This is a genomic window from Phyllobacterium sp. LjRoot231, assembly GCF_964253365.1.
GTDB lineage: Bacteria > Pseudomonadota > Alphaproteobacteria > Rhizobiales > Rhizobiaceae > Phyllobacterium.
In genome coordinates this window covers 3,825,132-3,847,584 of the sequence record NZ_CAXUQT020000001.1, presented here as the reverse complement: position 1 = coordinate 3,847,584, position 22,453 = coordinate 3,825,132, and the positions used below count along the sequence as shown (strand labels likewise).

Below are 22,453 nucleotides of genomic sequence, written 5' to 3'. Positions count from 1 at the left end.
GATTTCATATATGTTTCCGGCTAATCTTCGAACGTCTCTGCAAGGAGGCTCGTTGCTGGCTGGATTCAAGATGAACTGGCCAGGAATGACCATCATACAAAGTGGCCTGCGCGGGTTCGACGCGCGGTCCATTCGCATTTGGAGGTTACGGTTATGCGTGATCTTTCTATTTTGCTCGCCGTCGTCATTATCCTGATCCTGGCCTTCCAGAAGCAGCACACACATCGCTAGAGCGAGCTAAAAACTTCACAGTTTCAGCCATGCCTTCAAAGGCATCGAGGCTCGGCTCGGCCTTGTCCCCCTGGGTTTGAGAGTCGGGCCTCGTTACCTACCGGCACGCCTATGCCAGTTGAACCTTACGAGCAGATTTGGCAGATGGCTACGGCGATCGAGACCGCAAAGCCGAAGACGAGCAAATGGCACCACATTGGCGTGGTGTAGTGCATGATGTTGTCGTCTTCTTCATCTTCGTGCATGAATGCCCTCGTGACGTTGAGCCGTGCCCTATCAGTTCAATGTGAACGCTGGATGTCAAGAGAGACCCGAATTTAAGCACCAGGTGCAGCCTCCGGTTGGAAATCATTACAATTTTAACTATTCTTGTTCCTGGCCGCTCCCGGGAACATTTCATCGTGTTGCGGGTTTGGCCATCTGGGCGCCCCGAAAGGATGACGAAAATGAATCTGCATGCCTCATTTGTGGCGGCGGCGCTCGGGGTCGTATTGACCGTTTCGCCGGCGCCTGCCGAACCCGGGATCGCAGTTGCTGTGGCGAATTTTGATTTTCTCGACACGTCCGGCGAAGCCAAGGATCAAAGCGAGACGCACGATCGAAGGCTGAAAGCGCTGTCGGATTTTCTGCGCCAGCAGCTGGCCGCCAGCGGCAAGCTCGAACTCATAAAGCTTCCTTGTGAGGCCGCGCAGTGCACGGCCACAGACCCCGGCTTCGAACAATTGGCACAACAGGCCAAGCAGGCGGGTGCGCGGTTCGTCGTCATCGGTGTCGTCAAGAAGACGAGCACGCTGATTGGCTGGGTCGAATATTCCGTACTCGGTGTCGACGACCAGCGGGCTGTTTGTGGGGAATTGATTACCTATCGCGGTGACACGGACGAGTCCTGGCGCCGCGCCGCAAAGTTTTCGGCAGGTCAGATCGTCAGTCGCTGCGAATTCGGCGGATGAAGACTTTCGGCCCGGCTCTAGTTATAGACAAGTTTCGGACCGGGCGGGATATTGGCGCGCGCCTCTTTCTGCCTGAGTTCGGCTACCTTCAACGCGGCGGCGGCGGCGAGGTCCGAGAATATCCTGTCGAGCGCAGCGGCAGCTTCATGCAGCGCATCGACAAGATCGACCGCGCCGATTTCCTCGGCCAGCCGTCGCATTTCCTCCGCGTGGTTCTCCAGGAAGATGTGCAGCCGCGTTGCCTGATCCAGCGTCAGGGCTTCGTAGGCGAGAAACCTCGGTATCTTTTCACTTAGCTGCCCCGCCAGATCGTTTTTCTCGCGAAGTATATCCAACCATTGTGCCATGCATGGCCTCCGATGTGCCGGTTTGAATCCTTGCAGACGAGCGACGGGACGTCAATTCATCGTCAAGATTAGATATCTGTAATGCAGATGTATTATATGTGACTAAATCAGAAAAGAGCTGCTATCGGCGCTGTTTTTCTTGGACAATGCCGCTGCGTCTCCTGGAAGTACTTTGCTACAGGTCCGACCTGACGCACACGCAAATATCACTGCTGCTTGCGCGCAGGACCGGATATGCCTCGGGTTGATACATATCATGGCGTTATTCTCCGGAGGCTCTATATTGGACGAGACTGCAATATCGGAAGCCTCGATGACCAACGACTTTCAGGCCGACATCGATGCGATCGGCCGGATTGAAGCCGTGCCGACGATCCTCGATGTCGTTTGCCGCACGACAGGCATGGGCTTTGCCGCTGTAGCGCGTGTGACCGAAGATCGCTGGATCGCCTGCCAGGTTCTCGACGGGATCAGTTTCGGCCTCAAGCCCGGCGGCGAGCTGGCGGTCAAGACCACGATCTGCGAGGAAATACGCGACAGCGGCGAAGCGGTGATCATCGATGAAGTCGCGAAGGACGCAGTCTATTCCGCGCATCACACGCCGGCGATCTATGGCTTCCAAAGCTATATTTCCATGCCTATCGTTCTTCCGGATGGTTCGTTTTTTGGCACACTCTGTGCCATCGATCCACGGCCCGCACGCCTCAACAATCCCGAGACGATCGGCATGTTCAAACTGTTTGCCGAATTGATCGCCTTTCATCTGCATGCGAATGAGCGCCTGGCGAAGACGGAAGAGGCGCTCATCGATGAGCGCAAGATTTCCGAATTTCGCGAACAATTCGTCGCCGTGCTCGGCCATGATCTGCGCAATCCGGTGGCGTCGATCGATTCCGGCACGCGCATGCTGCTTCGCTCGCCGTTGGACGAGAAGGCGACGCACATTGTCAAACTGATCCGCGGCAGCGCAGTGCGCATGTCGGGTCTGATCGACAATGTGCTCGATCTGGCGCGCGCCCGGCTCGGCGGAGGCGTGGTGCCGGAAGTCGATGACGCGCAACCCTTGAAGCCGACACTGATCCAGGTCATCGATGAATTGACTTCCGTGCGAACCGGTCACGTCGTCGAGGCGCATCTCGATTTCGCAGATCCGGTGAAATGCGACCGGGTCAGGATTGGCCAGCTCTTGTCGAACCTCCTCGGCAATGCCCTGATGCACGGTTCGGAGAATGGTCCCATTCGCGTCAACGCATCCATCGATGGCGGCGCCTTTGAGTTGTGGGTGTCCAACACCGGCGAACCGATTCCGCCCGAAGCGACAGGGCAATTGTTCCTGCCGTTCTTCCGCCGCGAAGCGCGCCCCGGTCAGCAGGGACTGGGGCTTGGGCTCTACATCGCCTCGGAGATTGCGCGGGCGCATGGTGGCACCCTGCAGGTTTCCTCGACCCCTGAAGAAACGCGGTTCACCTTCCGCATGCCGCTGGTCTGACAGATCGCTTGGGTTCCCGTATCGGCTTGAAACCCTTCCGTAAATTCGGATCAATTTCGCTCGAGCACAGCCACGCAGCTGTCTAGATCGTTGGTCGCGAGGTGGGCATAGCGCATCGTCATCGACAGGGTCTGGTGGCCGAGCCAGATCTGTACGCGCCGGATGTCGATACCGCCGCGTACCAGCCGCGAGGCGCAGGTGTGGCGCAGAATATGCGGAACCACCTGATCGTCCGATCCGAGGCCGACTTCTGCCTTGGCTTCGTTCCAGATCGCACGAAAACGCACCTGTGTGTGCATGGCGAAAGGGCCCTTCAACCGGCCGTGCGGAATCTGGATGACCTCCTTCACGCGAGCGGTCAAAGGAACCGTGCGGCTGCGGCCGGACTTCGTCAGCCAGAAGGTGGACCTCGAGTCCTGCAGGTCGTTCCAGTTGAGGCCGATCGCTTCGCCAAGCCGGCAGCCGGTATCCACCAGAAACACGCTCAATCTGTAGCTGTCTTCGCAGCGCGCACGGATCGCCGAAAAAAGCCGCTGTTCTTCTTCCGCCTCGAGGAAGCGGATACGCCCCTGCCGCTCTTTCTGGCGGCGGAACTCCGGCAAATTATAAATGTCACCCATCTTGCACGCCTTCCGCAGCAGCTTGCTCAAGGCAGCCATCTTTCGATTGATGGTTGCATTGCTATTGCCGCGCTCGCGTAGCGTGCCGATCACAGAATCGAGCATTACCTGCGTGAACACGCTGAAACGCTCGCCGCTCAATATTTCCCCGATTTCTCCAAGAAAGGACCGGACATTGGTCTTGTGCGAACCTTCGTCCCAGAGAATGCTGATATATTGCGCCGTCAAATTGTTGAGGGAATGCTCCTTGACCAGTCGTTTGATCCCATGATCCGCCGAGGCGTAACTGAGATCGTACTGGAACCGGACCGGAAAGATTGATTCTCCCGGAGGAGGGGGCATGCCCGCTGGAGAGATCGTCATAGTGATTGCGCTCTAATCGATAAAACAAACATCGGAATAATATTCAGGACAATATGCGACGAGTTGTACCCGTCTTTCCGAAAAGCGCAATCCAGGAACCTGTGCCTCTTTAGGCTAATAGACTTCCGTTTGATGGAACCATAAACGGCTCCATCAATGTCCAACCCCATAGGTTGCTCTACAGACATCTCACCATCTCCTCGGTCCGCGACCGGTTAGAAACTCCTCTCTCGTAAATGTCTGTGCGCCACTGTGCGAACGCTGAAAATTGATTGTTGAATATGGTTAAGGAGGAAAGCCAACGCCGGAAAACCCCGGCGTTGGTAAATTAATGTCAGCTAATCAAATGATCAGAAGTTGCGCTGGAAGCGAAGGATGCCGCCGAACGCGTCACTGTTGCCGCCCTGTGCCTCAACCACGTCTCCGCGACCGCCACTAAACGAAGTGTAGTTGATTTCTGGTGTGATTTTGAAACCAGGAACCAGTTCGTATCCAACGTTCAAGGCAGTAGAAATCGTGCCGTCAGCTTCATAGCCAACCTGAGCGTTGATGGTTGCCTTATCGGTAACCTTGGCTGCAATGCCGCCCCAGAAAGCATAATCACCATTCCAGGTGCCGTAATTGTTGTGGGTGTGTATGTAGAAAGCGTCGCCAGCTGTAGTAGTACCGGAAGCCTCGTCCCAACCAGACTGATAACCGCCCATTACCCAAGCTGAAACCGTCTCGTTGAATTTCACATCCACGCGAACTTTACCGGCAAATTCTTCTACGACTGAATCGTAACCGGCAACGGCTGCAATAGAGCCCCAACCCTGCTCGAACTTAACACCGGCTACGATATGGGGCGTATAGTCATCAATCTTGTTATCGACAGAGACCGTAGTAACTACACCGGTAGCTGCATCCTGGATAAATAGCACGTCACTGGAACCGCTGCCCTGCTCAAGACCAACGAATGCCGAAAAACCGTTACCGCCAGTAAACGTGTAGCTGATCTGATTGGTTACATAATTGCCTTCGGCGATCACGTCGTCGTTGATGATATCGCCGAGATAATCGGTCCAGGATGTAAACTGCGAGTCAGCCGCACCAACGCGGAAGCCACCAAGCTCAATAGTTGCCTGGTTCAGGTCAACTGTCTCGGCATCAGCACCGTTTTTGAAGTTGTAACGAAGCTCGGCATAGGAGCGCAACGTTCCGAGCTCGGTTTCCGAACGGGCGTCGAAGCGGAGAAGGGCACGTGCACGCCAATCATAAGTGTCGCGTTCTGCACCGGAATAGACATTATCGCCGCCTTGAATGTCGGCACGCACATAGCCGCTGATCTTCAGGCAGGTCTCGGTTCCAGGAATATAAAAGAAACCTGAACCATATGCGTCGCACACTTTCACGTATTCGACAGGTTCGGGTTCGGCGACAACGACTGCGTCTGCAGCGCGGGCGCCGGTTACTGCAACGAGGGCTGCAGCGGAGCCGAGAAGTAGGCTCTTGATGTTCATTTCTGACCTCCAGTCAAGATTCGAGTGGAGGCTTCCGGAAAACCATCGGCTGGACGAGCAGCCGGCCTGTAGATGCTGGGGTTTTGGCTAATGCCCGACCGTGCTGGAGAAGAGATTGACGACGAGAACGCCGGCAATGATCAGGCTCAGACCGAGAATCGCGGCAATATCCAGCGATTGCTTGAACCAGAACCAGCCGACAGCGGCGATCAGCACAATCCCGGCGCCCGACCAGATGGCATAGACAACGCCGACGGGGATCGTCCTGATCGGAATCGACAGCAGGTAGAATGCTGCTCCATAGCCGGCAATGCAAACCAGCGAGGGCCACAGCCTGGTGAATCCATCGGCCTGTTTGAGGGCGGAGGTCGCCACCACTTCGCAGACTATGGCGACAAGGAGGTAGAGATAAGTCATGTCAAATCACCATTCAGGGAGAGCGGGAAATCGTTGATTCGATTCAGCGGTCGGCTTGAAACATGCGTGTAATGGCCGATTCTACGCGGAATTGCAGTTCCAATACCGCCATGGCCGACGGGATTTTATTAAAAACCGGGTTACCAATATTAAGGAGTAGTAAAGATATTGCAGGACCCGAGGCGATTTCGTGGCTTTTGTGCAACAGCGCTCTGGCATAGAGCCCTTACAAGGTGCCGATGGGGACATTCGTGGTTGAAACCCCGGCGCTGGCGAGTATGGTCTGTCGAGAGGAAGGGCGTTCATCGCATTTCTTCTTGGACTTAGGGGATGGGGACAGGTTGTCCTTCAGCCAAATTGGAATGCCCAGACCCATTTTTAACTTTGACTGGAGGTCAGAAATGAACATCAAGAGCCTACTCATCGGCTCCGCTGCAGCCCTGGTTGCAGTATCAGGGGCACGCGCTGCAGATGCAGTCGTCGTCGCTGAACCAGAGCCCGTCGAATACGTTCGCGTTTGCGACGCTTACGGCGCTGGCTTCTTCTACATTCCGGGGACCGAAACCTGCCTGAAGATCGGCGGCTATGTCCGTTATGATGCCAAGGGCGGTGACGACGTTTATGACGGCACCAACGTAGGCGCCAAGGACAACGAAACCTGGTACAAGCGTACTCGTGCAGAAATTCGTTTCGACGCTCGTTCGGAAACCGAACTCGGCACCCTGCGTTCGTACATCCAGGGCCGTTTCCAGTACACCAACGGTGTTGATGACGGCGGTTCGCTGCCACAGGCCTGGATCGAACTCGGTGGTTTCCGCATCGGTACTGCTGACGAACTCTTCGGTTCCTGGACCGGTTATGCTGGCAACGTCATCAACGACGACGTGATCAACTACCAGTCGGGCGAGAGCAACCAGGTCAGCTACACCTTCACTGGCGGCAACGGTTTCTCCGCTATGATCGGTGCTGAACAGGGTTCGGACGATGTTACCGGCCTCGGCGGCAACTACGTCATCGAAGACTACATGCCTCACGTTCTCGCTGGTGCGAAGTTCGAACAGGGCTGGGGCTCGGTTTCCGGCGTTGTCGGCTATGACTCCAACGTTGAAGAAGTTGCTGCAAAGCTGCGTTTGGACGTAAAGTTCAACGAAATGTTCTCCGCATTCATCATGGGCGGTTATCAGTCCGGTTATGACAACAACTTCGATCCGGTCACGGGCGCAGTTGATCAGAACGACCGTAACTGGTTCGGTACCTGGGAAGGCGATTGGGCTGCTTGGGGCGGTCTGTCAGCCAAGGTTACCGACAAGGCAACCATCAACGCGCAGGCTGCTTGGGAAGACGAAGGCACCTACGCTTTTGCTCTTAACGTAGCTTACGAACTGGTTCCTGGCTTCACGATCACGCCGGAAATCAACTACACCAAGTTCGACGGTGCACGTGAAGCTGCCTCCATTGATAACGGCGGCAACGACGATGCATTCGGTGGCATGATCCGCTTCCAGCGCAACTTCTAATCCTTCTTGAGGATTGGTTGATTTGGACCCGGCAGCGCAAGCTGCCGGGTTTTCTTTTGTCCGAAATCCCGTGCGGAAAGCTTTCTGCACAATGTTTATGACATGTGGACACACCACTGTGTTGAAATGGCCATAAATAGTGGGCAGACATGGTTTACGGGTGAGACGAGAAAGTATTGAATATATGCACATGATCAAAAGCTGGTTCTGGCCAGGCGTAATCACCATTGCGCTGCTGACGACTTTGGCCGTGTGGTTTTTGACAGATCCGATCGACCGTGAGCTCACCGAGACGGCCAACAATGCGCTTGAAACCGCCAATCCATGGGCAAGCGCCGAGATCGATGGCCGTGATCTGGTCCTCAAGGGAATTGCACCATCCGAGGAAGCTCTCGCTGCAGCGCTGAAAATTGCCAACGAGACGAGAGGCGTCCGCGCCGTCGATAATCAGGCGACGTTGTTGCCGCTGGCCGACCCATTTTCCTTCGTGGTCACCAAGTCCGATGAAGGTATCCTGCTTTCGGGCAATGTTCCCTATGGCGATGCCCGCGCCAAGATCCTCGCCGCTGCGGAAAATGCCATGCCGGGCATCGAAATTCTCGATGAAATGGCCGTAGCGCGCGGCGCGCCGCAGGGTTTTTTCGACCTTGTCGATTTCGCGCTGGCGCAAGCGGCGCAACTGACCAATGGCGAGGTGGAAATCTCAGGCGAAACTTATAATATCAGGGGTACCGCCGCCAATTCCACCGACTATGATACCCTGAACGCCGCTTTGCGTTCGACCCTTCCTGGCAATGGCAAGCCGGGCGAGGTGAAATTGGAAGTTCCGGCCAACGCCAGCAGCAACTAGGAGGACAAAGGCATGTGGTATTTGATCAGCCAGCTCTGGCTCTTTCTCCTGATTGCTGTTCTTGTCGGTTTCTATGTCGGCTGGTCGACCCAGACTTGAACTTTGGGTGCCGCATGAATCGAGGTGGGATAACGAATCATGGTCATGTTCATTTTGTCGTCGCTGTTTCTCATTGCCGCCGCTTTTGTTCTCGGGGCAATTTTAGGCAATCTTTCCAAAAGGTTCTCGGCAAAAAGAGATTCTGTTTCTGAGAGCTCGACACGCGCGGCCGATGCGCGGCTGGCATCGCTGTCGCTGCTTGGAACAGCTGCGAACGACGATGTGAAGCAATCCGCCAAGGAAGTGGCCGCGATGATTCCGCCGGCGGAACCGGTTCCCGCGCCAGACCCTGCAATATCGGATCGCAGCACAAGATCAGCGCGCAAGACAGCCGCACCGAAGAAGGCGCCGGCGAAGACCGAGGCGAAACTCGTGCGCAGCCCCAGGCAGGATGACAAGAACCGTCCGGCGCTGCTCAAGACTGCACGCCGCGGCAAGCCGGACAAACTCACTGCCATCAACGGTATTGGCGCCGTGATTGAATCAAAACTCTTCGCGCTCGGTATTTTCCACTACGACCAGATCTCCGGCTGGACTACCGACGAAGCCGCTTGGGTCAGCGAGGAAATCGGCTTTCCCGGCCGCGCCCATCGCGAGGACTGGATCAAGCAGGCGGCGGGTTTGGTCAAGCCGGTGGTGAAGGCAAAGCCCGCGAAGGCAGCGCTGAAAAAAGCCGCACCGAAGCCAGCAAGAACGGGCAAAAGCGGCTGAGCGCTTGTCTCTCCCTGTCAAGAGGGGATTCCCTAAACGTGCATGGCAATGCTGCTATGCGTGGTTCGTCGTTCGACAAGCTCACGATGAAGAAGCTCACCATGAGGGAGGGTGTTGATTGCAAAATAATCGGGATATTGGCGCTCTGAGTTCCTTACAAAACTCATCTCCTCAACACCTCAGGATTATCTCTGCAAAACTCAACCTCCCTCATGGTGAGCTTGTCGAACCCACGCACAGCCGCATTGCTACCTAATAAAAACACCACGGTTCGCGCTCTAAACCGCCCTGCGCCACGACTGAAAGGAACCCAATAAAATGACCTACTATGTCGGAATCCTTGATGGCGCTGATGATGTATGGGGTGTTCGCATTCCGGATGTTCCCGGATGTGTCGGGGGAGGATCGACGCCAGACGAAGCTATTGCCGATGTTATCATCGCCTTGCGCGATGTAATGGCACATAAGCGCGGCGGTGGCTTTGAAGTGCCGCTACCCTCGCCACTTTCGGCTATTCTTGCCTCGGGTGAAGTTGAAGCGGGCGAAACAACGGTCATTGTTCCTCTCGCTTTGGATAGTGGGCGAACGGTGCGCGCCAATCTTACGATGGATGCGGGACTGCTGGAGGCTATCGATGAGGCCGCGGCGCTCCGTGGAGTGGCACGTTCGGCTTTCGTGGCGAGCGCTGCACGTGAAAAAATCGAGGCGCAATGATTTGCGCTACCAAACCGCCCTTGGATCCACCCCGCGACAAACGTTGCAATCCAAGCCATGCCGGGAGGGTAACATGGCACCTTTCCACATTACCTCTCCCGGTTTAGCTTCACAGCAGCCCGAAGTCCGACGCTGACCAGGCGACCGAATTCTGCTCATGCACCAGCACGGCAAGATCAGCAGCGCTGTTGCCGTCACTGTCCAGTTCCACCTTGACATAGCCGGGCGTGTCCGATGCGACGACGTGCACCTGACCGGCCACGCCCGTGAAACCATCAGGGGTGAAGGAGATGATCCTGGCGATAGCGGACAGATTGATCTTGTCCTCGCCATGGGTGAAATCCTCGATACGGTCGAGGGTCGAATCCGCACCGGCCGGACTGGCGGAGGCCGCAGTGAAGACAAAGGTGTCACCGCCACTGCCGCCCCACAGAGTTTCCCGGACTGCGCCGCCGGTCAGTGTGATCGTATCATCGTGAGAACTACCAGTAACCAAAATGCGGGCGTCGACTAGGAGTGGTGTGATTGTATCGTCGCGAGAACTACCGAAAACGGTGCCGTCGGGCAAGAGAGTGACGGTGGAACGATACAATCTCGAGATAGTGGAAGCGGCCAAGGTAGTAAAGTGTCCGGTACCGTTATCTCCTGACGACATGAATGGCATATTCGTCTCTTCAGATAGCGTTATCTCGACTCCGCTCGTCAACGAACTAAAGTCGATGTCCATTCCACCATCGCTCGCGAGCTCACCGTGATCGGTGGGGTGTGCGGGATCGGTTGAGTCACCGGCAAATGTGGCATCATAGAAGTCGAATTTGTTGTGACCAGCACCGCCGGAGAAATGATTGACGCCATGTTCAACGACGAATTCGTCGTCGCCGCTGCCGCCGATCTCCGTGTCATTGCCGCCGCCGCCATCGTAGAAATGCGCCTTCGTCGCCAGCGAATCGTCAATAATATCATCAAAATGCGAGCCGATGATTTTCTCTATGTTCGAGAATGTATCGCCTTGCGCATCGCCGCCGGCGCCGGTCCAGTTATCCTGCGCGTCGGCCACCAGACTGATCGCCGCGGTGCTCGATGAATAATCGACAATGTCGTACCCATTGCCGCCATCCATATGATCCGCCCCGGCACCGCCAATGAGAATATCGTCGCCGTCCTTCCCGTACAGGCTGTCATTGCCGGCAAGTCCTGCGATGGTGTTGGCGCCGCCCGTGCCCTTCAGCGTATCATCATAATAGGAGCCAATCAGGTTTTCGAAATCCGCGGTGATGATATCGCCATTGGCGTCACCGCCGCTGGCTTGCGTCACAAAACCGAAGAACCCGGGGGTAAGATCAATCGTGACGCCGGAGGGTGACGAGAGATAACTGAGTGTGTCATTGCCAGCACCCCCGGAGAGGATATCGGCCAATCCCTTACCCTCGACATAGTCGTCGCCGCCTGTGCCAACAAGCACATTAACCAGTGCGTCGCCTTCGAGCACATGCCCTTCCGGCCCATCGATGTGGATTTTCAACAGATTAAGTAGATCGACAATAAACGTCATGATCATGCGCTCCCTTAAAAGGCCGCATGAGCCGGATTCCCTCCCCTGGGCCTGTTACCCAGCAACCAGGAACTGAACAATACTCCAAAATTACTATTAAATAAAGTAGTCTTGAAGACAGAATTAAAATGTGTATCTTATATCCATGTTAAATCATAAAGAATTATCATTATTACGTAATAGTAAAATAGATAACTCATTGAAAACAATTGTTTGCATATCCATCCTCCACAAGATCGCGATAACAAAGCTCAATGGAAGTGAGGTTGGCCGCAGCCTACCCTCCCACCTGTGGGGGCCACAGGCGGGCAAGACCGGTGGCTTGCCCCGGAAGCCGGACCGAAGGTCCGGGGAGGGGTCTTTTGTCTAACCTGAGTGGAGCAAAGAAATGCCCCACCCCGCTGCTTCGCAGCGACCCTCCCCACAGGTGGGAGGGTGGGCTGCGGCATGTCACGCTCTAAACCGCCCGCAAATCCACCCCGGCGACAAACGCTGCGATCAGCTCCGGCAGGCGCCCGGTTTCCAGCAGCGGTGCGTGGCCTTGACCCGCCACGTTGATCAGCTGCAGCGCCGGGTGCCGGCGCGTCATTTCCTCGACTGTTTCCGGTGCCAGTAGCGGTGTATTTTCGCCGCGGATGACCAGCAGCGGCAGTTCGGCCAGCAGATCGAACTGCGCCCAAAGATCTGGCAATTCTTTAGTGAAGTCGATGCCTTGCAGCGTCTTTATCAGGTTCGGGTCGTGGTCCGGGCTGATGACCCCATCGATCTCGCGGTAAATCGCATGGGCGAAGCGCTCCCAGTCCGCATCCCTCAGCGCCGGAAACGCAGCGCCATGCACGGCCCGCTGTACCTCCACAGCATCCGCCCAATTCTTCGGGTGACGTGGACCGTTCAGATACTGGCTGATCTGCAGCAATCCCGCCGGTGCGATCTCCGGACCGATATCATTGAGGATCACACCAGCCAAAAATTGCGGCGCAATGGCAGCGAGGATATGGATGATCAGCCCGCCGCGCGACGTCCCAAGAAACACCCCGCGATCGATCCCGAGCACCCCGAGCCCGGCGATTACGTCGCCCGCCTCGGTGCCGATATTATAATGCGCGAAGTCCGGATCGTAGGCCGACAGCCCGCGCCCGCGATAATCGAAGCTGATCACCCGGCGCGGCGTTTCCGCATGTTGGGCCAGCGCCTCGGCCAGTTCGTGAAAGTCTCTGGCGTTGCGCGTCAGGCCGGGCAGGCAGACCAGCGGCAGGCTATCCACCTCTCGCGCGGGCTCGTACACCCGCGCGTAAAGCTTCAACCCGTCCGGCGCATCAAAGGTGATCTCACGGACCATTCTCGCGTTGTTCCCATTTTGTTTGAACCGTCTGCTTGGAGCACCCCCACCCCGTCGCTTCGCTCCGACCCTCCCCACAAGGGGGAGGGTGAAGGGGAACTGCGCCAATTCAGGGCGATTCCCGGATAAACGACAAGGGTGCCGCTTCTTCACCCTCCCCCTTGTGGGGAGGGTCGGAGCGAAGCGACGGGGTGGGGGGGCCTCCAATCAACACGTGAAGCTGTTTTGGCCAAGCGATCAGCCCCGCCGTCCGGCCATCAGGTCGCTTTCGATCTGCGCCTTGCCGGTAAGCCGCGCCTTATATACCTCGTAGTTTTCCATCACCCGCTGCACGTAATTGCGCGTTTCGGTATAGGGAATGCGCTCGATCCAGTCGACCACCTCATCGACCGGCTTGCCGCGCGGGTCGCCATATTTCACAACCCACTCATTGGCGCGGGTCGGTCCGGCATTGTAGCCGGCAAAGGTAAGCACATACGAACCATCGAACTTCGAGATCTGCTCGCCGAGGAATTTCGCGCCGAGCGTCGCATTATACGCGGCGTCCGTGGTCAGGCGATCCTTCGAATAACTCATGCCGGCGCGGGTGGCGACGCCCTTGGCCGTTCCCGGCAAGAGCTGCAACAGGCCGCGCGCCCCGGCGCTCGATACGGCCGCCGGGTTGAATTCGCTCTCCTGCCTGGCGATGGCGTAGGCGAGGGCCGTGCCGGAGCCGGAAATATTGGCGTTGCCGGGAATAGCGCCAATCGGATGCGACAGCGCACCGACGTCGATGCCGCGCTGTGCCGCAGCCTTGCCGACGCGCAGCGCCACATAATGGTTGTTCTTGCGCTCGGCCATCACCGCCAGCAGCGCCAGTTCGCCGGGACTGTCGAGTTCCTGCGCCAGGCTCGTATAAAGCATCGCCGCGCGTGAATCGTAACCTGTATCCTCGAGCCGCTGGATCGCCTGCACAGCTTCGCGTTGTGCAAAGCGCGTACGGTCCGCGTCGCTCGGGCGCGGGTAGGGCAGCTGCAGGCCGGACTGGCCAAGCTTTGCGGCCGAAAGCTGGCCGTAGAACGTCGTGCCATAGCGCGAAGCCCGCGCGTAATAATCCTTTGCGCTGCCCGCGCTGCCTGCCTCCGCCGCGCGGCCAAGCCAGTAATAGGCACGCGACGCCGACATCGGCTTCGACGAAATCTCGGCGATGCGCGCAAAATGCTTCTGCGCGGTGTTCGGGTCGTTCAGCGCCCGCAGCGCCACCCAGCCCGCGTGAAACTCCGCATCCGCCGCCACGCTCGGCGTTTCGGCGCTGTGCATCGCCGCAACGCGGTAGGCGCGCTTGGCATCACCAATGTCCAGCAATTCGCGCGACAGCACCCGCCGCTCGGTCCACCACGCATCCGGATCGACCAGTGAGGCCGCATCGCGCGGCGCCGTGGCCATCACATCCGCCGCTTCCTTGAACTTCTCCTGCCGCCGCAAATATTGCGCCTTGGCAAAGATATAGGCGGCGTTCTGCGCCCACGAACCATCCACCTGCGCCAGCTTCTTGCCCGCATCCGGCGCCTTCTGCAGCACGGCGGCAAAAGCCTGATACAGCGATGTCGCGCCGGCAAGCTTGGCGACACGCCCGGCCGATTTGACCTTGCCTTCATAGAGCATCGTCAGCATGCGCGTCAGGTGATCCTCGCGGGCAATCACCCCGGAAAACTCCTTGAGGATCATGGCTTCCTGGCCGTCATCCAGCTTTTGTCTCCGCCAGAACGGTCCGAGGATCGTTCGCGCGGCACGCTGGTTCCCGCTGGCCACGTAGGCCCGGGCGAGGATCACCACGCCTTCGGTCGTCTGCGGCGCCGTATTGCCAAACGCATTGATGACCACCGATGGCGCAGGGTTTTCCTTGAAAAGCGCCCGCTCGGAATTGTTGCGGAAGGTCGCCATGCCCGGCCAGCCCGGCAGTTCGGCCGCGGCCTGCGCAATCTCCGAACTCGGTATGCCCGGCGCATTGGAAAGGCCGATCGCCCAGGTCAATATATGCCGGTCGAGCGCCTGCGACGGCAAGCCGTTGCGGATGCCGAGCGCCCGCCGCACATCGCCGGACGACAGCGCGTCGAGCCCGCTCTTCAGGCTCCCGGCGATCGCGGAAGGCTTCGAGGGCTGGGTGATGCCTGCCGTCGTCACCGGATCCGGATGCATCGCCGCCTGGATGGCCGGGCTGACGCGCGTCTGCGTCGAGGCAAAAGGTTTGAGGCCGGGGATAGGGATCGAAGCCTGGGGCATGGGATTTTGGGCGTGCGAAGCCGACGCCGTCGACGCGAGCGCGAGGCCAAGAAGAACATGACGCAAAACAGAAGTTCTCAGCATTCAGACTACCGGTTATTTGAAGCGGATCGTGAGGTGCCCCTGATCCGGATGGAAGAAAACCCGATAATAATGGCGGACGTATGAAAGCAGTCTTAACGAAAGGTTAGCCCAGACTTTCGAATTTGAACAGATGCCCCCGCCACCCTCGTTTTTCGCCGTCGCGGGTTTCCAGCGCGCCTTATAGGGAGTTCCTTTAACGTTTCTTACCCTTGATCTCACAGTACTTGTCATGGGTCAGCATACCAATAGAACTCAAAGCGGCATAAATTAATACTTTGTGATCAACGCAAAATTTGCAATCAAGGCATAGTAATCATTTATTTTTTAGAAGTCTTGTTTGATAACTCATTTCATATTCGAAGTAATACATCAAGAAATTAATTAATTATTATTGCCTATTCCTCTTGCAAGACATAGTATATTGGATGTATTGCGGGGGTTGAAGGCCTCCGCATGGTGGCTGCCCCGTGATGTTTAACGGGAGGGAATGAACCATGGCACTACCAGCATTTTCACAACGGCTGAGGCGCACACCTGGTACGGCGACCGGCTGCAGGAGCATGCCGTGGTGCATGCCGGCGAGTTGTTCTACATCCCGGCCGGCGTTCCGCATTTGCCGGCCAATCTCAGCAGCACGCCGTGCACCGCGATCATCGCCCGCACCGACCCGAACGAGCAGGAGAGTGTCGTACTGCTGCCGGAACTGGATGCACTGGTGCCGGGTTAGCAAGCTGGTGCAGTCGGGCGGATTGGGAAAAGTTGTCAATTTCCGTCATTCTCTCCCCTCGGGTTTAACCCGAGGACCGTGGATGACGGAGAGGTGGGTGCTTTGGGATGACGGAGAAGGAAGCCCCCTATGAATTCGGAGAGGTGGGACGCAAACAGCCGATGCCGTCTCTTACCCTCCCCCAACGTGGGGAGGGTCGCTGCGAAGCGGCGGGGTGGGGGGCAAAACGATGCCGATTCTCCCCCTTGTCCGGGGCCGAAGGCGGACGAGACCCGTGGCTCGTCCCGGTAGGGTGGGGCAGACACGATTTTCTGCAATGCCGAAAAATACATGCAATCGGGCACTCCCCCACCCCGGACCTGCGGTCCGACCCTCCCCACGTTGGGGGAGGGTAAGGAGTGCACTTCTCGCTGATTCCCAACTCGCAAAAAAATGGATAAGTCCGGACTTATCCACCGCCCGCGCCCTCGCTTGACCGCCAAAATTTATACATGGATGACGCGAGATCTATACTTCTGCAAAAATCGCATTGCTTGGGTCAAAATTTGATACAACGCGTCTCTTTCAATTCCATAGGTACGGCAAGTTGTGCCAAAATGCGATTTTACAACTCATATGAATGAAAATTTAATTGAACGATCGTTCTATTAACGTCGGCTGCGAAACCGGTTTTCGCAGGCATTTTGCCCGATTTTTTGAGGTCAGGGACGGATTTCGGCGCATGAAATATTCAAGAACTTGCGATTCTCACACAAACATTCCTGATTCTCATGCAAGAAACCTCGATTCTGGCGCAAGAATTTCAACCTGGGCGGGAAATTTAGTTGTCTCAAGTTGATGATTTCCATCACCAAAAGGAACTTGTAACCCAAAGCCCGCGCGACTATGGTGCGCCACCTCATGACCCATGCGTTCATTGACGACGGCTTGGGGATAATTGCTGTTATTCTGGAGTTTCCCATGCTGAAAGGCTCAATCACCGCTCTCGTCACGCCCTTCGATCAGGATGGCGCGTTCGATGAGAAAGCCTTTCGTGGCTTCGTTTCCTGGCAGATTGCGGAAGGGACCAATGGCTTGGTCCCGGTCGGCACCACCGGCGAATCGCCGACGCTTTCCCATGCCGAACACAAGCGCGTGGTCGAGGTTTGCATCGAGGAAGCTCAAGGAAAAGTGCCGGTGATCGCTGGTGCCGGCTCCAACAATACGCGCGAAGCCATTGAATTGGCTGAGTTTTCTGAAAAGGCTGGTGCGGACGCCATTCTCGTCGTCACGCCCTATTACAACAAGCCGAGCCAGCGCGGGCTCTACGCCCATTACGCCGCGATTGCCGAAGCCGTGTCGCTGCCGATCATCATCTATAATATTCCGGGGCGGTCTATTATCGACATGACGCCGGAGACGATGGGCCAGCTTGCCAATGATTTCAAGAACATAGCGGGCGTCAAGGATGCGACCGGCAAGATCGAGCGCGTCTCCGAACAGCGCATCACCTGCGGCAAGGATTTCATCCAGCTCTCCGGCGAGGATGCGACGGCGCTGGGCTTCAACGCCCATGGCGGCCATGGCTGCATCTCGGTAACCTCGAATGTCGCGCCGCGTCTTTGTGCGGAATTTCAGGCGGCAACGCTCAGCGGAAATTACAACAAGGCATTGGAATTGCAGGATAAATTGATGCCACTGCACAAAGCTCTGTTCCTCGAGCCCAACCCGTCCGGGCCAAAATATGCGCTCGCCAAGCTTGGCAAGATGCAGAACGCGTTGCGTTCGCCGATGGTGCAGGTCGAGGCTCATACCGCCGATCGTATCGATCAGGCGATGCGGCATGCCGGTCTGGTCAATTAAGGTTCGGAATCCCATATAAATTGCATGAACAAGCCAAAAACTGCCGCAAAACCCATCACGGTTCGCAAAATCATTGCGGAAAACCGTAAAGCGCGCTTCAATTTCGAGATTCTCGACACGCTGGAGGCTGGCATCGTTTTGGCTGGTACCGAGGTCAAGTCGCTGCGCCGCAACCAGTCGAATATCGCCGAGAGCTATGCCAGTTTCGAGAACGGCGAGTTCTGGCTGATCAACTCCTATATTCCGGAATATCTGCAGGCCAACCGCTTCAATCACGAGCCGCGCCGCCACCGTAAGCTATTGATAAGCAAGCGGGAAATGTCGCGGCTGGCGCAGTCTGTCGATCGCGAGGGCATGACGGTCGTGCCGCTGAAACTCTACTTCAACGACCAGGGCAGGGCCAAGCTCGAGATCGCCGTCGCGCGCGGCAAGAAGCTGCACGACAAGCGCCAGACGGAAAAAGAGCGCGACTGGAACCGCGAGAAATCACGCCTGATGAAAGAGCGCGGCTAAAAATTACCCTGTGATATCATCAAGATAGCGCCGAACCTCAGCAAATACGCCCTTGAACATCTCCGTTGTCAACCGGCCGGTGTTGGTGTTGTAGCGCGAGCAATGATAGCTCGAAAAGATCCGGACATTGCCGATATCCGATTGCCCGCCATGGCTGAAGGGAAACTTCGCCACCGGCTGCGCGAACGCCCGGATCGTCGATTGATGCGAAATGGTGCCGAGCGTGACAATGGCGCGCAAATTGGTGAATTGCTCGATGGTCGGGGTCAAAAACCGCCGGCAATTGCTGATTTCGCCGCCAACCGGCTTGTTTTCCGGCGGAACGCAGCGAACCGCATTGGTGATGGCCGTATCGATGAGCTCAAGCCCGTCATCCGGCCTCGCGGCAAAAGTGCCACGCGAAAAACCAAATTCATTCAATGTGTTATAGAGAAGATCGCCGGCGTAGTCGCCGGTGAAAGGCCGTCCGGTACGGTTGGCACCGCGCAGGCCCGGCGCGAGGCCGACGATCAGCAATCTGACCGATTGGACGCCATTGACGGGCAGGAAGGTCGGTACAGGCGCATTGTGCCAGCCCGGCTCCTTCACCCGCCATTCGGCGATGAAATCATGCAGGCGGACACATATCGGGCAATCGGGAGAAGGTTCGACGCTCAAACCCGTTGCGATCAATAATCGACCTGTTCTTCTTCGACCCGCGGACGCGGCGCCCGTTCGGACGGCTCGCGCCCGATCTCGGCCCGAAGCGATGTCAGATCGATGAAGTGATCGGCCTGGCGGCGCAATTCGTCGGAAATCATTGGCGGCTGCGTCGACAGCGTCGAAACGACGCTGACCTTGCGGCCCTTGCGCTGCAGCGCCTCAACCAGTGAGCGGAAATCGCCGTCGCCGGAGAAGATCACAAAATGATCAACCGTCTCAGTGAGTTGCATGGCATCGACAGCAAGTTCGATATCCATATTGCCCTTGATCTTGCGGCGGCCAGCAGAATCCGTGAACTCTTTCGCAGGTTTGGTCACGACCTTGTAGCCATTGTAGTCGAGCCAATCGATCAGCGGCCGAATTGAAGAATACTCCTGATCTTCGACCAGAGCAGTATAATAATAGGCGCGCAACAGGTAGCCGCGTTTCTGGAAAGCCGCGAGAAGTTTGCGGTAATCTATATCAAATCCGAGTACCTTCGACGCTGCGTAGAGATTGGCACCATCGATAAACAGGACGATTTTTTCGCGGGGATCAAACATAATAACGTTCCATTTCAAAAATCTGAGCTTCAATTTCAAATCAGCTGGAGAATAACAAAGCCCGATCTGACCTTATACGAAAGTTGGATATTAAGTACGTCGGGTTGCGCCAAAAGCCAAGACCTTCATTGAAGATTTGTATATGTTTTTGGACATAAGTGCTCAACTATTGGTGAGGTCCCACACCATAATCGTTTCAACTACCGCGAATGTGCAAGCGCTTTTACTTGTTTTTTGCGCGCAAGCACGTTATGTCCCCATTAATCCGCTAATTCAGTTAAAAATGAAAGGGGCAGTTTATGGCCCGCGTCACTGTTGAAGATTGCGTTGACAAGGTTGAGAACCGTTTTGAGCTGGTTCTGCTGGCCAGTCACCGCGCGCGCCTGATTTCGCAAGGTGCAGCGATCACCATCGATCGCGATAACGATAAGAATCCGGTGGTTGCTCTGCGCGAAATCGCCGAAGAAACGCTTTCTCCCGGCGATCTGAAGGAAGATCTGATCCATTCGCTGCAAAAGCATGTGGAAGTTGACGAGCCGGAAGCCGTCGCCGTGCCGCAAGTGACTGCCGACAGCGATGCGATCGAGGCCGTCGAGGCCGATGCCGATGACAATGTTTCCTTCGATTCCATGTCGGAAGAGGAATTGCTTGCCGGTATCGAAGGGCTGGTAGCCCCCGAGAAGAGCGACGACTACTAAGAGACCCGTTTAAAACGTCTCTACATCAAATCTCTTTTGATGCGTCGCAGTCTCTGCGGCGCATTATTTTTGCGTCTTGGTAACGCAATTACCATATAGGCGGCATAACAATTCTATCTTCGACTAAATTCTGTGTGTGTAACTCCGGAGGCCCCCGTCCATGATGCGTCAGTATGAGCTTGTCGAGCGTGTCCAGCGTTACAAGCCTGACGTCAATGAGGCGCTGCTTAACAAAGCCTATGTCTATGCCATGCAGAAGCATGGACATCAGAAACGCGCATCGGGCGACCCGTACTTTTCCCATCCGCTGGAAGTCGCCGCAATTTTGACAGACATGCACCTCGACGAGGCAACCATTGCCATCGCCTTGCTGCATGACACCATCGAGGATACCTCAGCCACACGGCAGGAAATCGATACGCTGTTCGGCCCGGATATCGGTAAGCTTGTCGAGGGGCTGACCAAGCTGAAAAAGCTCGATCTTGTGTCGAAAAAGGCTGTTCAGGCTGAAAATCTGCGTAAACTGTTGCTGGCGATCTCGGATGATGTGCGCGTCCTGCTGGTCAAGCTCGCGGACCGTCTGCACAATATGCGCACGCTGCACCATGTGCCCGAAGACAAGCGCCTGCGCATCTCCGAGGAAACGATGGATATCTATGCGCCGCTTGCCGGCCGCATGGGCATGCAGGACATGCGCGAGGAGCTGGAGCAGCTCGCGTTCCGCTACATCAATCCGGAAGCCTTCAACGCGGTTACAAATCGCCTTGCAGAATTGTTGGAGAAGAACAGGGCGACGCTGAAGCAGATCGAAACCGATCTTTCCAGCCTGTTCGAAAAACACGGCGTCAAGGCCAGCGTCAAAAGCCGGCAGAAGAAAGCCTGGTCGGTTTTTCGCAAGATGGAAAGCAAGGGTCTTTCCTTCGAGCAGTTATCGGACATTTTCGGGTTTCGGGTCGTCGTCGATACGGTTGCCGATTGTTACAACGCTCTCGGTATCATTCACACGACATGGTCGATGGTTCCGGGACGTTTCAAGGATTATATCTCGACGCCGAAGCAAAACGATTATCGCTCTATTCACACGACTATCGTCGGTCCGTCGCGCCAGCGTGTCGAACTACAGATCCGCACCCGCGAGATGAACGACATTGCAGAATATGGCGTGGCGGCGCATTCGATCTACAAGGATCGCGGCAGTGCGCAGAATCCCCACGTCATTTCGACCGAAACGAACGCCTATGCTTGGCTGCGTCAGACTATCGAGGCGCTGGCGGAAGGCGACAATCCGGAGGAGTTTCTTGAACACACCAAGCTCGAGCTGTTCCAGGACCAGGTCTTCTGCTTCACGCCGAAGGGCCGCCTGATTGCACTGCCGCGCGGCGCAACGCCGATCGATTTCGCCTATGCTGTGCATACCAATATCGGCGACAGCTGCGTTGGCGCCAAGGTCAATGGCCGCATCATGCCACTCATGACCGTGCTGCATAATGGCGACGAAGTGGAGATCATCCGCTCCAAGGCGCAGACACCCCCGGCTGCGTGGGAATCGATTGTCGTCACCGGCAAAGCGCGTGCTGCCATTCGCCGTGCGACGCGGCTTGCTGTGCGCAAGCAGTATTCCGGCCTCGGCATGCAGATCCTCGAGCGGGCGTTCGAGCGGGCAGGGAAGGTCTATTCGCGCGATGAACTGAAAAAAGGCCTGCCTCGTCTGGCACGCAAGGAGATCGACGATGTCCTGGCGGCAGTTGGCCGCGGTGAATTGCCATCGTCCGATGTGATGAAGGCGGTCTATCCGGAATATCAGGACGCCAAGCCCAAGCCGATCGCTCCCGATCGCGAGGAGGGCTGGGTGAATTTCCGCAACACCTCCGGCATGATTTTCAAAATGCCCGAAGGTGCGGAGGCTGCTGGCCTGGAGCCAGGCGGACCAAACGCCCTGCCGATCCGTGGCGCCAGCCCTGACATGCCGGTGCATTTCTCGCCGGAAGGCGCGGTGCCTGGCGATCGAATCGTCGGCATTCTCCAGCCGGGTGCAGGAATGACAATCTATCCGATCCAGTCGTCGGCGCTGATGGCCTATGACGATCAGCCTGAACGCTGGATCGATGTCCGCTGGGATATCGACGAGAGCCGGCGGGACCGTTTCCCGGCGCGTATCAGCATTTCGGCGATCAATGCGCCGGGATCGCTTGCGGAAATCGCGCAGATCATTGCCGAAAATGAGACCAACATCCACAATCTTTCGATGGTCCGCACAGCACCGGATTTCACGCAGATGATCGTTGACCTCGAAGTGTGGAACCTCAAACATCTCAATCGGATATTGTCAAAACTTAAAGAGAGCAAATGCGTCAGCGATGCGCAGCGCGTTAGTGGATAGAGAGG

At 56.6% G+C, this 22,453-nt stretch carries 19 protein-coding genes and 1 pseudogene; 11 read left to right on the top strand and 9 right to left on the bottom strand.

Annotated elements, in window-relative coordinates; all coding sequences use genetic code 11:
• The first annotated feature begins 677 nt into the window (after positions 1 to 677).
• The gene (locus ACSQ3H_RS19215) at positions 678 to 1,181 is read left to right on the top strand and encodes a DUF2380 domain-containing protein (protein ID WP_436118511.1); all 504 of its coding nucleotides are present in this window, start codon (positions 678 to 680) and stop codon (positions 1,179 to 1,181) included.
• A gap of 17 nt (positions 1,182 to 1,198) precedes the next feature.
• On the opposite strand, the gene ACSQ3H_RS19210 is transcribed toward ACSQ3H_RS19215, so the two are convergent.
• Complete coding sequence (locus tag ACSQ3H_RS19210) at positions 1,199 to 1,528, bottom strand: hypothetical protein (protein WP_436118510.1); 330 nt, start codon at positions 1,526 to 1,528, stop codon at positions 1,199 to 1,201.
• Between the two features lie 313 nt (positions 1,529 to 1,841).
• Here ACSQ3H_RS19210 and ACSQ3H_RS19205 point away from each other — a divergent pair, with 313 nt between their 5' ends.
• Positions 1,842 to 3,017 (top strand): GAF domain-containing sensor histidine kinase, encoded by a 1,176-nt coding sequence (locus tag ACSQ3H_RS19205; RefSeq protein WP_436118509.1) that lies wholly within the window; start codon positions 1,842 to 1,844, stop codon positions 3,015 to 3,017.
• 50 nt (positions 3,018 to 3,067) lie between these two features.
• Here ACSQ3H_RS19205 and ACSQ3H_RS19200 read toward each other — a convergent pair whose 3' ends face one another.
• From ACSQ3H_RS19200 to ACSQ3H_RS19190, 3 genes are all read right to left on the bottom strand, one after another.
• The gene (locus tag ACSQ3H_RS19200; protein ID WP_436118508.1) at positions 3,068 to 4,000 is read right to left on the bottom strand and encodes a tyrosine-type recombinase/integrase; all 933 of its coding nucleotides are present in this window, start codon (positions 3,998 to 4,000) and stop codon (positions 3,068 to 3,070) included.
• Between the two features lie 350 nt (positions 4,001 to 4,350).
• Positions 4,351 to 5,499 (bottom strand): porin, encoded by a 1,149-nt coding sequence (locus ACSQ3H_RS19195; protein WP_436118507.1) that lies wholly within the window; start codon positions 5,497 to 5,499, stop codon positions 4,351 to 4,353.
• Positions 5,500 to 5,586: 87 nt separating this feature from the next.
• The gene (locus tag ACSQ3H_RS19190) at positions 5,587 to 5,916 is read right to left on the bottom strand and encodes a DMT family transporter (protein ID WP_436118506.1); all 330 of its coding nucleotides are present in this window, start codon (positions 5,914 to 5,916) and stop codon (positions 5,587 to 5,589) included.
• Positions 5,917 to 6,317: 401 nt separating this feature from the next.
• Between ACSQ3H_RS19190 and ACSQ3H_RS19185 the strand changes: the two genes are divergently transcribed.
• From ACSQ3H_RS19185 to ACSQ3H_RS19170, 4 genes are all read left to right on the top strand, one after another.
• Positions 6,318 to 7,433 (top strand): porin, encoded by a 1,116-nt coding sequence (locus tag ACSQ3H_RS19185; protein ID WP_436118505.1) that lies wholly within the window; start codon positions 6,318 to 6,320, stop codon positions 7,431 to 7,433.
• Between the two features lie 190 nt (positions 7,434 to 7,623).
• Positions 7,624 to 8,283, top strand: a complete 660-nt coding sequence (locus tag ACSQ3H_RS19180) for a BON domain-containing protein (RefSeq protein WP_436118504.1) — start codon at positions 7,624 to 7,626, stop codon at positions 8,281 to 8,283.
• Positions 8,284 to 8,421: 138 nt separating this feature from the next.
• The gene (locus tag ACSQ3H_RS19175) at positions 8,422 to 9,093 is read left to right on the top strand and encodes a hypothetical protein (RefSeq protein WP_436118503.1); all 672 of its coding nucleotides are present in this window, start codon (positions 8,422 to 8,424) and stop codon (positions 9,091 to 9,093) included.
• Between the two features lie 318 nt (positions 9,094 to 9,411).
• Complete coding sequence (locus ACSQ3H_RS19170) at positions 9,412 to 9,807, top strand: type II toxin-antitoxin system HicB family antitoxin (RefSeq protein ID WP_436118502.1); 396 nt, start codon at positions 9,412 to 9,414, stop codon at positions 9,805 to 9,807.
• 109 nt (positions 9,808 to 9,916) lie between these two features.
• On the opposite strand, the gene ACSQ3H_RS19165 is transcribed toward ACSQ3H_RS19170, so the two are convergent.
• The 3 genes from ACSQ3H_RS19165 to ACSQ3H_RS19155 all read right to left on the bottom strand — a co-directional run bounded on the left by ACSQ3H_RS19165 (position 9,917) and on the right by ACSQ3H_RS19155 (position 14,960).
• Positions 9,917 to 11,359 carry a calcium-binding protein gene (locus ACSQ3H_RS19165; RefSeq protein ID WP_436118501.1) on the bottom strand — a complete coding sequence of 481 codons (1,443 nt, stop codon included), beginning with the start codon at positions 11,357 to 11,359 and terminating at the stop codon, positions 9,917 to 9,919.
• Positions 11,360 to 11,816: 457 nt separating this feature from the next.
• On the bottom strand, positions 11,817 to 12,698 hold the full coding sequence (locus tag ACSQ3H_RS19160; RefSeq protein WP_436118500.1) for an alpha/beta fold hydrolase: 882 nt from the start codon (positions 12,696 to 12,698) through the stop codon (positions 11,817 to 11,819).
• 237 nt (positions 12,699 to 12,935) lie between these two features.
• Positions 12,936 to 14,960, bottom strand: coding sequence for a lytic transglycosylase domain-containing protein (locus tag ACSQ3H_RS19155; protein WP_436119498.1), 2,025 nt, complete (start codon positions 14,958 to 14,960; stop codon positions 12,936 to 12,938).
• Between the two features lie 604 nt (positions 14,961 to 15,564).
• Here ACSQ3H_RS19155 and ACSQ3H_RS19150 point away from each other — a divergent pair.
• The 3 genes and pseudogenes from ACSQ3H_RS19150 to smpB all read left to right on the top strand — a co-directional run.
• Positions 15,565 to 15,771, top strand: a pseudogene (locus ACSQ3H_RS19150) (cupin domain-containing protein); the annotation flags it as partial.
• A 960-nt stretch (positions 15,772 to 16,731) separates the two neighbouring features.
• On the top strand, positions 16,732 to 17,613 hold the full coding sequence (gene dapA, locus ACSQ3H_RS19145) for a 4-hydroxy-tetrahydrodipicolinate synthase (RefSeq protein WP_436118499.1): 882 nt from the start codon (positions 16,732 to 16,734) through the stop codon (positions 17,611 to 17,613).
• Positions 17,614 to 17,637: 24 nt separating this feature from the next.
• Positions 17,638 to 18,126 carry an SsrA-binding protein SmpB gene (gene smpB, locus ACSQ3H_RS19140; RefSeq protein ID WP_436118498.1) on the top strand — a complete coding sequence of 163 codons (489 nt, stop codon included), beginning with the start codon at positions 17,638 to 17,640 and terminating at the stop codon, positions 18,124 to 18,126.
• 3 nt (positions 18,127 to 18,129) lie between these two features.
• On the opposite strand, the gene ACSQ3H_RS19135 is transcribed toward smpB, so the two are convergent.
• Complete coding sequence (locus ACSQ3H_RS19135) at positions 18,130 to 18,798, bottom strand: uracil-DNA glycosylase (protein ID WP_436118497.1); 669 nt, start codon at positions 18,796 to 18,798, stop codon at positions 18,130 to 18,132.
• Entirely contained in the window at positions 18,795 to 19,370 is a 576-nt protein-coding gene (locus tag ACSQ3H_RS19130) for an NYN domain-containing protein (protein ID WP_436118496.1), read from the bottom strand. The genes ACSQ3H_RS19135 and ACSQ3H_RS19130 overlap by 4 nt, the downstream gene beginning before the upstream one ends.
• 299 nt (positions 19,371 to 19,669) lie before the next feature.
• On the opposite strand from ACSQ3H_RS19130, the gene rpoZ reads away from it, so the two are divergent.
• Complete coding sequence (gene rpoZ / locus ACSQ3H_RS19125; RefSeq protein ID WP_436118495.1) at positions 19,670 to 20,068, top strand: DNA-directed RNA polymerase subunit omega; 399 nt, start codon at positions 19,670 to 19,672, stop codon at positions 20,066 to 20,068.
• 160 nt (positions 20,069 to 20,228) lie between these two features.
• Complete coding sequence (locus tag ACSQ3H_RS19120; protein WP_436118494.1) at positions 20,229 to 22,448, top strand: RelA/SpoT family protein; 2,220 nt, start codon at positions 20,229 to 20,231, stop codon at positions 22,446 to 22,448.
• Positions 22,449 to 22,453: the final 5 nt, after the last annotated feature.